General features: G+C 56.2%; 16 protein-coding genes. 3 read left to right on the top strand and 13 right to left on the bottom strand.

The genetic code is table 11. The features are described 5' to 3' along the window. Positions 1 to 142: 142 nt before the first annotated feature. Complete coding sequence (locus EQV24_RS14625) at positions 143 to 550, top strand: MarR family transcriptional regulator (RefSeq protein ID WP_020689291.1); 408 nt, start codon at positions 143 to 145, stop codon at positions 548 to 550. On the opposite strand, the gene EQV24_RS14620 is transcribed toward EQV24_RS14625, so the two are convergent. Beyond that, positions 547 to 1,434, bottom strand: a complete 888-nt coding sequence (locus tag EQV24_RS14620; protein ID WP_130626723.1) for a LysR family transcriptional regulator — start codon at positions 1,432 to 1,434, stop codon at positions 547 to 549. The genes EQV24_RS14625 and EQV24_RS14620 overlap by 4 nt on opposite strands. Positions 1,435 to 1,543: 109 nt before the next feature. Between EQV24_RS14620 and EQV24_RS14615 the strand changes: the two genes are divergently transcribed. Continuing rightward, positions 1,544 to 2,752 (top strand): MFS transporter, encoded by a 1,209-nt coding sequence (locus EQV24_RS14615; protein WP_130626722.1) that lies wholly within the window; start codon positions 1,544 to 1,546, stop codon positions 2,750 to 2,752. After that, complete coding sequence (locus tag EQV24_RS14610; protein ID WP_029883177.1) at positions 2,749 to 3,126, top strand: DUF4440 domain-containing protein; 378 nt, start codon at positions 2,749 to 2,751, stop codon at positions 3,124 to 3,126. The genes EQV24_RS14615 and EQV24_RS14610 overlap by 4 nt, the downstream gene beginning before the upstream one ends. Positions 3,127 to 3,177: 51 nt before the next feature. On the opposite strand, the gene rpoS is transcribed toward EQV24_RS14610, so the two are convergent. From rpoS to cysD, 12 genes are all read right to left on the bottom strand, one after another. Then, positions 3,178 to 4,170, bottom strand: coding sequence for an RNA polymerase sigma factor RpoS (gene rpoS / locus EQV24_RS14605; RefSeq protein WP_013098493.1), 993 nt, complete (start codon positions 4,168 to 4,170; stop codon positions 3,178 to 3,180). 59 nt (positions 4,171 to 4,229) lie between these two features. Continuing rightward, positions 4,230 to 5,354 (bottom strand): murein hydrolase activator NlpD, encoded by a 1,125-nt coding sequence (gene nlpD, locus EQV24_RS14600; protein ID WP_130626721.1) that lies wholly within the window; start codon positions 5,352 to 5,354, stop codon positions 4,230 to 4,232. Positions 5,355 to 5,470: 116 nt separating this feature from the next. Beyond that, positions 5,471 to 6,097 carry a protein-L-isoaspartate(D-aspartate) O-methyltransferase gene (locus tag EQV24_RS14595; protein WP_013098496.1) on the bottom strand — a complete coding sequence of 209 codons (627 nt, stop codon included), beginning with the start codon at positions 6,095 to 6,097 and terminating at the stop codon, positions 5,471 to 5,473. Next, positions 6,091 to 6,852 (bottom strand): 5'/3'-nucleotidase SurE, encoded by a 762-nt coding sequence (surE, locus tag EQV24_RS14590; protein WP_029883175.1) that lies wholly within the window; start codon positions 6,850 to 6,852, stop codon positions 6,091 to 6,093. Before surE ends, EQV24_RS14595 begins: the two co-directional genes overlap by 7 nt. Beyond that, positions 6,833 to 7,882 (bottom strand): tRNA pseudouridine(13) synthase TruD, encoded by a 1,050-nt coding sequence (truD, locus tag EQV24_RS14585; protein ID WP_130626720.1) that lies wholly within the window; start codon positions 7,880 to 7,882, stop codon positions 6,833 to 6,835. Before truD ends, surE begins: the two co-directional genes overlap by 20 nt. Beyond that, positions 7,879 to 8,358 (bottom strand): 2-C-methyl-D-erythritol 2,4-cyclodiphosphate synthase, encoded by a 480-nt coding sequence (gene ispF, locus EQV24_RS14580; protein ID WP_013098499.1) that lies wholly within the window; start codon positions 8,356 to 8,358, stop codon positions 7,879 to 7,881. The genes truD and ispF overlap by 4 nt, the downstream gene beginning before the upstream one ends. Beyond that, entirely contained in the window at positions 8,358 to 9,068 is a 711-nt protein-coding gene (ispD, locus tag EQV24_RS14575) for a 2-C-methyl-D-erythritol 4-phosphate cytidylyltransferase (protein WP_013098500.1), read from the bottom strand. Before ispD ends, ispF begins: the two co-directional genes overlap by 1 nt. Positions 9,069 to 9,087: 19 nt before the next feature. Then, complete coding sequence (ftsB, locus tag EQV24_RS14570) at positions 9,088 to 9,399, bottom strand: cell division protein FtsB (RefSeq protein WP_003862095.1); 312 nt, start codon at positions 9,397 to 9,399, stop codon at positions 9,088 to 9,090. A gap of 166 nt (positions 9,400 to 9,565) precedes the next feature. Beyond that, positions 9,566 to 9,892 (bottom strand): DUF3561 family protein, encoded by a 327-nt coding sequence (locus EQV24_RS14565; RefSeq protein ID WP_013098502.1) that lies wholly within the window; start codon positions 9,890 to 9,892, stop codon positions 9,566 to 9,568. A 58-nt stretch (positions 9,893 to 9,950) separates the two neighbouring features. Then, the gene (gene cysC / locus EQV24_RS14560; protein ID WP_013098503.1) at positions 9,951 to 10,556 is read right to left on the bottom strand and encodes an adenylyl-sulfate kinase; all 606 of its coding nucleotides are present in this window, start codon (positions 10,554 to 10,556) and stop codon (positions 9,951 to 9,953) included. Then, a complete protein-coding gene (gene cysN, locus EQV24_RS14555) occupies positions 10,556 to 11,980 on the bottom strand; it encodes a sulfate adenylyltransferase subunit CysN (RefSeq protein ID WP_020689300.1) in 1,425 nt (474 codons plus the stop codon). The genes cysC and cysN overlap by 1 nt, the downstream gene beginning before the upstream one ends. A gap of 9 nt (positions 11,981 to 11,989) precedes the next feature. Next, positions 11,990 to 12,898, bottom strand: coding sequence for a sulfate adenylyltransferase subunit CysD (cysD, locus tag EQV24_RS14550; RefSeq protein WP_008499613.1), 909 nt, complete (start codon positions 12,896 to 12,898; stop codon positions 11,990 to 11,992). Positions 12,899 to 12,904 lie beyond the last annotated feature (6 nt).

Genomic DNA, 12,904 nt, shown 5'->3' with positions numbered 1-12,904 from the left:
AACATAATAACTACGTTACTCCCCGTGAGCTGACCTGACAATATTGTTCGTACACGATCACACGTAATGCTAAAAACTGCTGCGTTAAAATCGCAGGCAATAGCGGCTATCATAGGGGGAGATTTTTTTCGTCGGAGTGTTCATGGAACTGAGACAAGAAGCGTTCCACCTGCTACGGCAGCTTTTTCAACAGCATACTGCCCACTGGCAACATGCTTTACCGGCGCTGACCAAGCCGCAATATGCGGTGATGCGATCTGTTTCTGAAAATCCGGGGATCGAGCAGGTCGCCCTGACGGAAGTCGCCGTGAGCACAAAAGCGACGCTGGCCGAAATGCTGAGCCGCATGGAATCGCGTGGGCTGGTGAAGCGCGAACACGATCCTGCGGATAAGCGCCGCCGGTTTGTCTTCCTCACGCCTGAAGGGGAAGCCCTGCTTGCAAGCTGTAAACCGGTCGGTAATGAGGTGGATGAGGCGTTTTTAGGGCGTCTCAGCCAGGACGAGCGGGAACAATTTACGGCACTGATCAAAAAGATGATGCATGACTAGTTCACCCGGGCACGCATAAAATCAATAAATGTCCGAACCTTAGCGGGCACATGCTGGGCATCTGGATAAACGGCATAGATGCCCTGCTGAGCAAACGTGTATCCCGGTAAAAGCGATACCAGAACCCCCGTATTCAGTGCGTTTCGCACCAGCCACTCCGGCAGCAGCGCCACACCACATCCCGCATGCGCGAAAGCCATCAGCGCCTGGGCGCTATCTGCGTACAGGCGCGGGGCCTTTTTAATCTCAAAGGCAACCAGATTGCCATCTCCATCTTTCACCTGCCAGTGCAGCGGCGAAGGTAAACGCTCGTGAACGATCCACTCGGCCTGCGCCAGGTGTTCGAGAGATCCAACGGGATGGTTAGCCAGCCACCCGGGGGCGGCAACCGGCAGGATAGTAAAGTTTGAAATCAAGGCGGCGTGGTAGCGCGAATCAGCGAGTGTTCCCAGCCGGATGGCGACATCAAAGCGCTCCGAGATGAGATCGGCGTGCTGAGACGACGAAACATGACGAACGCGAAGCTCCGGATGCTGCTGGCTAAATTCGGCCAGCAAAGGCACAACCACCTGCGAACCGTATTCGGGCGTGGTGGTGATCCGCAATTCGCCGGTCAGGTCGGCATGGTTAGCGCGAACGTCGTCCTGCAGGCGTTCAGCCTCCTGTAAAAGCCTGACGCTTCGCTGATGAAAAAGCACGCCCGCCTCGGTTAACGTCAGGCGACGGGTGGATCGCAACAGCAGCGTGACTCCCAGCTCATCTTCCAGCTGGCGAATATTGAAGCTGACCACGGCCTTTGTCAGCCCCATCGACTCTGCGGCGGCAGTAAAACTGCCCGCATCCGCTACCGCCACAAACATCGCCGTTCGCTGGAGATTCAGCATCCTTAACCTTCATAATTGTCAAAATAGTTTTGACAGTATATCGCGAATTGTTGCGTTTATCGGCACCGGACAAGCCGATACGATACGCCCCCTCACCGGAGGATCCACCATGACGTATCGCAGCAAAGTCGCCGTAGTCTATCTGCTGGGCTTTTTTCTTGATTTGATCAACATGTTTATTGCCAGCGTCGCCTTTCCGGCAATGGCGCAGACCTATCACGCCACGCCCTCTGCACTTGCCTGGGTCAGTAACGGGTATATTGCCGGCCTGACGCTGGTGATCCCGTTCAGCAGTGCCCTGACGCGCCGCATCGGGGCAAAGCACGTCATCCTTCTCTCGTTGGTTCTCTTTAGCGTAGTCTCCACCGCGGCAGGCTTGTCTGCCACACTTGAAAGTCTGATTGCCTGGCGGGTGCTGCAGGGCGTGGGCGGTGGCTTATTGATCCCCGTAGGGCAAGCGCTGACCTGGCAACAGTTTAAAGCGCATGAACGCGCCAGGCTCTCTTCCGCCGTCATGCTGGTTGCACTGCTTGCCCCCGCATGCTCACCTGCGTTAGGGGGCGTACTGGTTCAGGCGTTAAGCTGGCGGTGGGTATTTTTTGCTACCCTCCCGGTTGCTCTCCTGACCTTTGCGTTGGCCTGTCTGTGGCTTAAGCATGAAATGCCCGCGATGAAAGCAAACCGACTGCTGAACCTGAGTTTGATCGCCGATCCGCTTCTGCGCGTTTCAATGATGGTTTATGTATGTGTCCCCGGCATGTTTATCGGAATAAACGTCACCGGCATGTTTTATCTGCAGAGCGTGGCCAACATGACGCCAGCCGCGACGGGCATGCTGATGCTGCCGTGGTCTCTGGCATCATTTATGGCCATCACCGCAACGGGCCGTTACTTTAACCGTGTCGGCCCCCGACCTCTGTTGATCGCGGGTTGCCTGCTTCAGGCGTCCGGTATTCTGCTTTTGCTCAGCGTCAGTGCGACCACGGGCACGCTGCCAGCGATCGTTGCGTTTGCATTAATGGGCACAGGAGGCAGTCTTTGCAGCAGTACGGCGCAGAGCAGTGCATTTCTGACAACGCGTCGGGAAGAGATGGCTGATGCCAGCGCGCTGTGGAATCTTAATCGTCAGCTGAGTTTTTTTGCGGGTGCCTTTCTGCTGGCACAGGTGCTGGATCTGGCCCAGAGGTATTTGCCCCCCGTCGCCGCGTGGCACGGGATGTTTCTGGTTGCTTCGGCCATCACCCTGGTGCCCGTCATCTCTGTATTTCGTCTTAACAACCCGCAGGTGCTTGCACAACTGCAACAGGAGAAACCATGACGCCTTTCGAACACGACATCATTGATATTCATATCGCACTGGAAAACTGGCTGGGTGCCGGTGAAGGTAATATTGATGCCCTGCTCGCCCGTTTCCAGCCAAACTTTCTGATGGTTCCCCCGAGTGGGGCGCATTTAAACCATGACGCCCTTGTCCGTTTTCTGCACGCCCAGCGTGGAAGCCGACCCGGCCTTAAAATCATCATTGATGAGCTAGCCACGATTCAGTCATGGGATAACGGTGCGGTGCTTCATTACCGGGAGACGCAGACCCGCCCGGACCAGCCCGTCAACGTACGCTGGTCAACCGCGGTGCTCAATCGGGATGGCGAGAAAATCAGCTGGCGTCTGCTGCACGAAACGGCGCAACCGTAAGAGATAAAAAAGGCCCGTCTCACGACGGGCCTTTTTTTGACGAAAGGTTGCTTATTCGCGGAACAGCGCTTCGATATTCAGACCTTGCCCCTGCAGAATTTCACGCAGGCGGCGCAGACCTTCAACCTGAATCTGACGAACACGTTCACGGGTCAGGCCAATTTCACGGCCGACGTCTTCCAGTGTCGCAGCTTCATACCCCAGTAAACCGAAACGACGTGCCAGCACTTCACGCTGTTTGGCGTTCAGTTCGAACAGCCATTTGACGATGCTCTGTTTCATGTCATCGTCCTGCGTGGTGTCTTCCGGGCCGTTGTCTTTTTCATCGGCCAGGATATCCAGCAGCGCTTTTTCGGAGTCGCCACCCAGCGGGGTGTCAACCGAGGTAATGCGCTCGTTGAGACGCAGCATGCGGCTTACGTCATCAACCGGTTTGTCGAGTTGCTCAGCAATCTCTTCTGCGCTTGGCTCGTGGTCCAGTTTATGGGACAACTCGCGCGCGGTACGCAGATAGACGTTCAACTCTTTGACGATGTGAATCGGCAGGCGAATCGTACGGGTTTGGTTCATAATGGCCCGTTCGATGGTCTGACGAATCCACCAGGTCGCGTAGGTGGAGAAGCGGAACCCACGTTCTGGGTCAAACTTCTCTACTGCGCGGATGAGACCTAAGTTGCCCTCTTCAATCAGATCCAGCAGAGCCAGACCACGATTACCGTAACGACGGGCAATTTTCACGACCAGACGCAAGTTACTTTCAATCATGCGACGGCGCGAGGCAACATCACCACGCAAAGCACGACGTGCGAAATAGACTTCTTCTTCGGCCGTTAACAGTGGGGAGTAACCAATCTCCCCAAGGTAAAGCTGAGTCGCGTCCAGTACACGCTGTGTGGCACCCTGCGATAACAGCTCTTCTTCAGCCAAATCGTTATCACTGGGTTCCTCTTCTACTAAGGCTTTTTCGTCAAAAGCCTCTGCTCCGTTCTCATCAAATTCCGCATCTTCATTTAAATCATGAACTTTCAGCGTATTCTGACTCATAAGGTGGCTCCTACCCGTGATCCCTGAACGAGACACCCTGGCTGGCATGCCCCGTCAATTTATCGCTGCGGCAAATACTGCAGCGGGTTTACGGATTTCCCCTTGTAACGAATTTCAAAATGCAAGCGTGTAGAACTGGTTCCGGTGCTACCCATGGTAGCGATTTTTTGCCCCGCCTTAACTTCTTGTTGTTCCCGGACCAGCATTGTGTCGTTATGGGCGTAGGCACTCAGGTAATCATCGTTGTGTTTGATGATAATAAGATTACCGTAACCGCGCAGAGCGTTACCGGCATACACAACGCGTCCGTCTGCGGTCGCGATGATAGCCTGTCCCTTACTTCCTGCGATATCGATCCCTTTGTTCCCTCCTTCGGAGGAAGAGAAGTTCTCGATAACCTTACCGTCAGTTGGCCAGCGCCAGGTTGAGATTGGCGAACTGGAACTCATACTGCTGGCAGTCGGTTCAGTAGAGCTAACCACAGGTGCCGTAGCCGGTGCTGTGACAGCAGTCGCAGTCCCTTTATTATTCGGCAACATTTTGTTAGCAGTCTGATCACCTGAATCTTCAGAATACGTAATTACAGGTTGTGAAGCAACCACCGTGGTGGATTTTTGTGCAGGCTTAACGCTGTTATTTTGCGCGGTCACGTCGGCTGCAGAAACGGTATTGCCAGGCGTAAGCGGCGTACCCGTCGCGTTGCCCACCTGGAGCGTCTGCCCGACTTCCAGCGCATACGGTGCCTGGACGTTGTTGCGCTGCGCGAGGTCACGGAAATCGTTCCCGGTGATCCACGCGATATAGAACAGCGTATCGCCACGTTTCACGGTATAGGTGCTGCCGCCGGTATAGCTGCCTTTCGGAATGTTCCCATACTGACGGTTATACACTATGCGGCCATTTTGGGTCTGAACAGGTTGTTCGACTGGCTGAATCTGTGTTGGCTGTGTAACAGGATGTTGCACAGGCTGAATTTGTGGTGTTTGCTGCGACGCAGCAGTGCCAATTTTAGGTGGCGGCGTGATCAACATTCCGCTGGACGTGTTACCGGAGCCGCTGTTTCCGCCAACAGAACTGACAGGCGCAGGTGCATTGTTAGAACTCGAACAGCCTGCCAGCCAGAGCGAAACCAGTGATAATGCCGCAACACGGCTGATGGTGAATTTAGGGCTTCCCGCGCTCATTTATCCCCCAGGAATGTGTTAACTACCAGTGACTTAAAATTAACCGTGATGGCACGACTCTTTCGCGCCACACCATACGCTGAATTTGCCTTAATAACCCTGGATAATTCCGAGTCTTAGGCCAGTTCCCCCTTTACCAGAGGCACAAAGCGCACGGCTTCTACGGTATCGATAATAAACTCGTCGCCACGTCGACGAACGCGCTTTAACAGCTGCTGCTCATCGCCAACAGGCAATACAAGAATGCCCCCCTCATCCAGCTGCGACAACAGGGCCGCAGGGATCTCCGGTGGAGCCGCCGTCACGATGATTGCGTCAAACGGGGCGCGAGCCTGCCAACCCTGCCATCCATCACCGTGTCGTGTCGAAACATTGTGTAAATCAAGTTGTTTCAGGCGACGACGCGCCTGCCACTGTAAACCTTTGATCCGCTCAACCGAGCACACATGATGCACCAGATGCGCCAGAATCGCAGTCTGATACCCGGACCCGGTGCCAATCTCCAGCACGCGGGAGTCGGGGGTGAGCTCCAGCAGCTCCGTCATGCGCGCCACCATGTAGGGCTGCGAAATCGTCTGGCCCTGCCCGATGGGCAACGCCACGTTTTCCCACGCTTTGTGTTCAAACGCCTCATCTACAAATTTCTCACGCGGAACCTGGGCGAGCGCGTCAAGCACATGCTCGTCGCGGATCCCCTGTGCGCGAAGTTGTTCCAGAAGAGTTTGTACACGTTTGCTTACCATTGCGCGTTCACTCCTGCGCGATCAAGCCAGCCCGACACCACATCATGCGCGCTATACGCGGTTAAATCTACGTGCAGCGGCGTTACCGAGACATAGCCTTCATCCACAGCGGCAAAGTCGGTATCCGGCCCCGCATCGCACTTATCGCCGGGAGGGCCAATCCAGTAGAGCGTGTTGCCGCGCGGATCCTGCTGCGGGATGACCTGATCGGCCGGATGACGGCTTCCGCAACGCGTGACGCGAATGCCCTTGATTTCATTCAGCGGGAGATCCGGCACGTTGATGTTGAGGATGCGTCCGGTACGCAGCGGTTCACGGCTAAGTGCCCGCAGGATAGAACAGGTTACCGCTGCCGCCGTGTCGTAATGAGTGTGACCATTTAACGATACCGCCAGTGCCGGAAAGCCAAGATGACGGCCTTCCATTGCGGCCGCCACGGTACCAGAGTAGATAACGTCATCACCCAGATTCGGCCCGGCGTTAATCCCGGAAACGACGATATCCGGGCGCGGGCGCATCAGCGCATTCACCCCCAAAAAAACGCAGTCCGTTGGCGTGCCCATCTGCACAGCAATATCGCCATTTTCAAAAGCAAAGGTGCGAAGCGACGACTCCAGCGTCAATGAGTTAGACGCTCCACTGCGGTTACGATCGGGAGCCACGACCTGCACATCCGCAAATTCGCGAAGGTGTTTCGCCAGCGTCTGAATGCCTGGGGCATGGATCCCGTCATCGTTACTCAGCAATATTCGCATAATCACCCGACGTGTTGATAAGTTCCCTGACAACACTGGTGGCAAAGCTACCTGCCGGCAGCCAGAAGCGTAACTCAACGGTTACGTCATCCCACCAGTTCCAGCTTAACTGCTGCGGGTAGAGCAACATCGCCCGGCGTGCTGCTTCGACTTTTTCCCGCACCAGCAATGATTGTAATTCTTGCGCTTCGGCCACGGCTGCCTGCTCCGCGGCCAGCGCGTCACCCTGCGTACCCCACTCGCCCGTGCCGGGCAAGGCTGCGGTGATCATCAGCGTTTTAGCGTCCACGCGCGACTGTACATCGGCCATTTCTTCGGCCGTTGCCACAAACCAGCTACCGCGTCCCGCTAATTGTAGCGCATCGCCGACAACAACTTGATTCGCGTCCGGTTTTTTCAGCCGTTCGCTTACGATCTGATTAAACAACGCACTGCGGGCCGCCGACAACCAAAAACTGCGTTTATTCCTGTCGCGCACCGGCGCATCGCTCTGCGCCCAGCGCAGTGCGCCCTGCAGGTTACTGCCGCCGATGCCAAAACGTTGTGCGCCAAAATAGTTAGGCACACCGCGTTCATTGATGCCCTGCAAGCGTTTTTCCACGTCGTCACGGTCGGTCACTTCACGCAGTACAAGGGTAAAGTTGTTACCTTTCAACGCCCCCAGACGCAGTTTGCGCTTGTGACGGGCGTACTCCAGCACCTTACAGCCCTCAAGCTCAAATTTGCTTAAATCAGGCATCGCATTGCCGGGAACGCGCGCGCAAAGCCACTGTTCGGTGACCGCGTGTTTGTCTTTCTGCCCGGCGAAGCTCACTTCGCGGGCATGGATTTTCAGAAATTTAGCCAGCGCATCGGCCACAAAGCGGGTATTGCAGCCATTTTTGAGGATGCGCACCAGGATATGCTCGCCTTCGCCGTCCGGCTCAAAGCCCAAATCTTCCACGACCACGAAATCTTCGGGGCTGGCTTTCAGCAGACCACTCCCCAGCGGTTTACCGTGCAGGTAGGTCAGATTGTCAAAATCGGTCATTTGCTCGCCTTCACCAGCAGCGCCACGGCTTCGCAGGCGATGCCTTCGCCGCGACCGGTAAAGCCCAGTTTCTCCGTGGTGGTCGCTTTGACGTTGACGTCATCCATATGGCAGCCCAGATCTTCAGCGATAAATACGCGCATCTGAGGAATATGCGGCAGCATTTTGGGGGCCTGAGCGATGATCGTCACATCGACGTTACCCAGGGTGTAACCCTTCGCCTGAATACGGCGCCAGGCTTCACGCAACAGCGCACGGCTGTCTGCGCCTTTAAACGCCGGATCGGTGTCCGGGAACAGCTTGCCGATATCGCCCAGCGCCGCCGCGCCCAGCAAGGCGTCGGTTAAGGCGTGTAGTGCCACGTCGCCATCAGAATGCGCCAGCAGCCCTTTTTCATAAGGAATGCGCACGCCGCCAATGATAATTGGGCCAACGCCTCCAAAGGCGTGTACATCAAAACCGTGTCCAATTCGCATTATGCCTTCTCCTGATGGGTCGAACGGGTAAGATAAAATTCCGCGAGCTGTAAATCTTCCGGACGCGTCACTTTTATATTATCAGCGCGCCCTTCAACAAGCGTTGGGTGGAAACCGCAATACTCCAGCGCAGAGGCTTCGTCGGTGATGGTCGCACCTTCTTTAAGCGCGCGCGTTAAGCAGTCGTGGAGTAATTCGCGGGGGAAAAATTGTGGCGTCAGCGCGTGCCAGAGATCGACGCGCTCAACGGTATGCGCGATAGCCTGTTTGCCAGGCTCGGCACGCTTCATGGTATCGCGTACCGGCGCGGCCAGAATGCCACCGACTTTACTGGTTTCACTTAGCGCCAGCAGACGCGCAAGATCGTCCTGATGCAGACACGGGCGCGCAGCGTCGTGGACCAGTACCCACTGGGCATCGCCAGCGGCCTGGATGCCCGCCAGCACGGAATCGGCGCGCTCGGCACCGCCATCAACAACGGTGATCTGCGGATGAGCGGCCAGCGGTAACTGTGCGAACCGGGCATCGCCCGGACTGATGGCGATGATGACACGCGTCACTCGGGGGTGCGCCAGCAGCGCCGCCACGGCATGTTCGAGGATCGTTTTATCGCCAATAGAGAGGTATTGCTTGGGACATTCTGTCTGCATGCGCCGGCCAAAACCCGCGGCCGGCACCACGGCGCATACGTCCGAAAAAGTCACTGCCATGTCGTAATCCTGGGCCTGATTATCGATTGTTTTGTGCTGAGCCCTGATTGCGTTTAGACGCATCCGGAACCAGACGATAAAAGGTTTCGCCCGGTTTAGTCATACTGAGTTCATTGCGTGCGCGTTCCTCAATCGCCTCCTGCCCGCCATTGAGGTCATCAATTTCAGCAAAGAGTTGATCGTTTCGCGCCTTAAGTTTGGCGTTAGTTGCCTGCTGAGCCGCGACGTCATCGCTTACCCGGCTATAGTCGTGCAGTCCGTTTTTACCGAACCACAGCGAATATTGCAGCCAGACCAGCAGAGCCAGCAACAGCAGCGTTAGTTTACCCATCCTGCCCCCTGAAAAACGGCATCTTCATCCCACAACGCCCCCGGCGCTCTATGCCGGAGTAACAGAGATGCCGCAACATCGCGGGCAAATGTACCACATTTTTTCCGCAGAATCGCCCTGCTCAATATCGTCACACAGTTGGTTACGGTTTGAATTATGGCTGAAGTTAGCCCATGAGCCACAAAAATAACAGACCAAACATCAGGACCACCGTCACAATCGTGACAACGGTGCTGTACAGCAGTTTGCCGTTAAGCAGTGAATGCAGGGCGATGCCGACGACAACCGCCACGGGCATCAGCGCCAGGAAGAAGGGCCAGGTGTAGAGAAAGAAGAACAGCGTGTTACCGCCGTAGATGAGAAACGGGATGCCCAGCGCCAGCAACCACGAGACGAAGCCGACGAAGGCCCCGGGAAAGGACCAGGTCGTCTCGTCGTCGGTCGCTATCGGATCCGACCCGGTGGTAATCATGTAGTTTTCACTGTTGCGCATAGCTAATCCTGTGACCGTGACTCATCGTTCGGGAAGACAGCTCCCGAACGATACCGTCTCAGGATCTGATAATATCGTCCCGTCTGAGCAGGTCTAATAATTGGCTTACTAAATTTGTTACCAATTGTTGACCTTCCAGGTGGATCTCAGGGGATTCAGGCGCTTCGTAGACCGAGTCGATGCCGGTGAAGTTTCGCAGCTCACCCGCGCGGGCTTTTTTATACAGCCCTTTCGGATCGCGCGCTTCGCAGATTTCCAGCGGCGTATCGACAAACACCTCGATAAATCGATCCTGACCGACGCGCTCGCGTACCATCTGCCGCTCGGCGCGGTGAGGCGAGATAAACGCGGTCAGCACCACCAGCCCGGCATCCGCCATCAGGCTGGCCACTTCCCCAACCCGACGGATATTCTCCTTGCGGTCTTCATCGCTAAACCCTAAATCACTGCACAGGCCGTGACGCACGTTGTCGCCATCCAGCAGGTAGGTGCTCACCCCCTGCTGATGCAGCGCCTCTTCCAGCGCGCCCGCGACCGTCGATTTACCGGAGCCGGACAGCCCGGTAAACCACAGCACAACCCCACGGTGGCCGTGGAGTTGCTCCCGCTGAGCGACGGTAACCGGATGAGGATGCCAGACGACGTTCTCATCATGGGCGGCCATTACTTGCCTCCCAGCAGATCGCGTGCACCCCAGTGCGGGAAGTGCTTACGCACCAGCGCATTCAGTTCAAGCTCAAAGGCGCTGAATTCAGACACCGCTGCCGCCTGTTGATTAGGCTCGCGCACCATGCCTGCACCAACGGTAACGTTGGTCAGGCGATCGATAAAGATAAGTCCACCCGTTACCGGATTTTGCTGATATTTATCCAGCACCAGCGGCTCGTCAAAGGTGAGATCCACCAGGCCAATACCGTTCAGCGGCAGTTCGCTCACTTCACGCTGGGTCAGATTGTTGATGTCCACCTGGAACTGGATACCGTCCACGCGGGCGCGGGTTTTCTTACCGGCAATTTTGATGTCGTAGCTTTGGCCTGCGGTCAGCGGCTGTTCAGCCATCCACACCACATCCACGGCAGCACCCTGCACCGCCGCCAGCGTTTCCTGCGCATCCACCAGTAGATCGCCGCGGCTGATATCAATCTCATCTTTCAGCACCAGCGTCACCGCTTCACCGGCACCCGCTTCCTGCAGATCGCCATCAAATGTGACGATACGGGCAATGGACGACTCCACACCCGACGGCAGCACTTTGACGCGCTGCCCCACCGTGACGGTGCCCGAGGCGAGGGTGCCGGAGAAGCCGCGAAAATCGAGGTTCGGGCGGTTCACATACTGCACCGGGAAGCGCATTGGCTGGGTATCCACCACGCGCTGAATTTCAACCGTCTCCAGCACTTCCAGCAACGTCGGGCCGCTGTACCACGGCATGTTGGCGCTCTGGGAGGCAACGTTATCCCCTTCCAGCGCCGAGAGCGGCACAAAGCGAATATCAAGGTTACCCGGCAACTGTTCAGCAAAGGTCAGGTAGCTCTGGCGGATCTCCTCGAAGGTCTCTTCGCTGAAGTTCACCAGATCCATTTTATTCACCGCCACCACCAGGTGTTTGATCCCCAGCAGCGTGGAGATGAAGCTGTGACGACGGGTTTGATCCAGCACGCCTTTACGGGCGTCGATCAGCAGGATCGCCAGCTCACAGGTTGATGCACCGGTGGCCATGTTGCGGGTGTACTGCTCATGCCCCGGCGTGTCGGCAATAATAAATTTGCGTTTCTCGGTGGAGAAATAGCGGTACGCAACATCAATGGTGATGCCCTGCTCGCGCTCCGCCTGCAGGCCGTCCACCAAAAGCGCCAGGTCGAGCTTTTCGCCCTGAGTACCATGACGTTTGCTGTCGTTATGCAGGGAAGAGAGCTGGTCTTCATAGATCTGACGCGTGTCGTGCAGCAGGCGACCAATCAGCGTGCTTTTACCGTCATCAACGCTACCGCAGGTCAGAAAGCGCAGCAGGCTCTTGTGTTGTTGTGCGTGCAGGTATGCTTCTACGCCGCCTTCGTTGGCAATTTGTTGGGCAATCGTGGTGTTCATGGCGGCTCCTTAGAAATAACCCTGACGTTTCTTCAGCTCCATCGAGCCTGCCTGGTCGCGGTCAATGACGCGCCCCTGTCGCTCGCTGGTGGTCGATACCAGCATCTCTTCGATGATCTCTGGCAGCGTTTGCGCGTTGGACTCCACCGCGCCGGTCAGCGGCCAGCAACCAAGAGTACGGAAACGCACCATCTGTTTTTTGATCACTTCGCCCGGCTGTAAATCAATGCGATCGTCGTCGATCATCATCAGCATGCCGTCACGCTCCAGCACCGGGCGCTCAGCCGCCAGGTAAAGCGGAACGATCTCGATATTTTCCAGATAGATGTACTGCCAGATATCCAGCTCGGTCCAGTTGGAGAGCGGGAAGACGCGAATGCTTTCGCCTTTGTTGATCTGGCCGTTGTAGTTGTGCCACAGCTCAGGACGCTGGTTTTTCGGATCCCAGCGGTGGAAGCGGTCGCGGAAGGAGTAAATACGCTCTTTGGCGCGGGATTTCTCCTCGTCACGGCGCGCACCGCCGAAAGCGGCGTCAAAACCGTACTTGTTCAGCGCCTGCTTCAGCCCTTCGGTTTTCATGATGTCGGTGTGTTTGGCGCTGCCGTGAACAAACGGGTTAATGCCCATCGCCACCCCTTCCGGGTTTTTATGCACCAGCAGCTCACAGCCATAGGCTTTGGCGGTACGGTCGCGGAACTCATACATCTCACGGAATTTCCAGCCGGTATCCACGTGCAGCAGCGGGAACGGCAGCGTACCCGGATAAAACGCTTTACGCGCCAGATGCAGCATCACGCTGGAATCTTTACCGATGGAGTACATCATCACCGGGTTAGAGAACTCGGCGGCCACTTCGCGGATAATATGGATACTTTCCGCTTCAAGCTGTCGCAGGTGAGTAAGTCGTTTTTGGTCCATAACCGT

Source organism: Enterobacter sp. A8 (assembly GCF_004296595.1).
GTDB classification, from domain to species: domain Bacteria; phylum Pseudomonadota; class Gammaproteobacteria; order Enterobacterales; family Enterobacteriaceae; genus Enterobacter; species Enterobacter cloacae.
This window is presented reverse-complemented; position numbering and strand designations above follow the sequence as displayed.

Coding starts and splice junctions, on each gene's coding strand:
- EQV24_RS14615 (WP_130626722.1), top strand. CDS start 1,544: ATGACGTATCGCAGCAAAGTCGCCGTAGTCTATCTGCTGGGCTTTTTT.
- cysD (WP_008499613.1), bottom strand. CDS start 12,898: ATGGACCAAAAACGACTTACTCACCTGCGACAGCTTGAAGCGGAAAGT.
- truD (WP_130626720.1), bottom strand. CDS start 7,882: ATGACCGATTTTGACAATCTGACCTACCTGCACGGTAAACCGCTGGGG.
- EQV24_RS14625 (WP_020689291.1), top strand. CDS start 143: ATGGAACTGAGACAAGAAGCGTTCCACCTGCTACGGCAGCTTTTTCAA.
- EQV24_RS14565 (WP_013098502.1), bottom strand. CDS start 9,892: ATGCGCAACAGTGAAAACTACATGATTACCACCGGGTCGGATCCGATA.
- cysN (WP_020689300.1), bottom strand. CDS start 11,980: ATGAACACCACGATTGCCCAACAAATTGCCAACGAAGGCGGCGTAGAA.
- ispF (WP_013098499.1), bottom strand. CDS start 8,358: ATGCGAATTGGACACGGTTTTGATGTACACGCCTTTGGAGGCGTTGGC.
- EQV24_RS14610 (WP_029883177.1), top strand. CDS start 2,749: ATGACGCCTTTCGAACACGACATCATTGATATTCATATCGCACTGGAA.
- EQV24_RS14620 (WP_130626723.1), bottom strand. CDS start 1,434: ATGCTGAATCTCCAGCGAACGGCGATGTTTGTGGCGGTAGCGGATGCG.
- ispD (WP_013098500.1), bottom strand. CDS start 9,068: ATGGCAGTGACTTTTTCGGACGTATGCGCCGTGGTGCCGGCCGCGGGT.
- surE (WP_029883175.1), bottom strand. CDS start 6,852: ATGCGAATATTGCTGAGTAACGATGACGGGATCCATGCCCCAGGCATT.
- nlpD (WP_130626721.1), bottom strand. CDS start 5,354: ATGAGCGCGGGAAGCCCTAAATTCACCATCAGCCGTGTTGCGGCATTA.
- ftsB (WP_003862095.1), bottom strand. CDS start 9,399: ATGGGTAAACTAACGCTGCTGTTGCTGGCTCTGCTGGTCTGGCTGCAA.
- rpoS (WP_013098493.1), bottom strand. CDS start 4,170: ATGAGTCAGAATACGCTGAAAGTTCATGATTTAAATGAAGATGCGGAA.
- EQV24_RS14595 (WP_013098496.1), bottom strand. CDS start 6,097: ATGGTAAGCAAACGTGTACAAACTCTTCTGGAACAACTTCGCGCACAG.
- cysC (WP_013098503.1), bottom strand. CDS start 10,556: ATGGCCGCCCATGATGAGAACGTCGTCTGGCATCCTCATCCGGTTACC.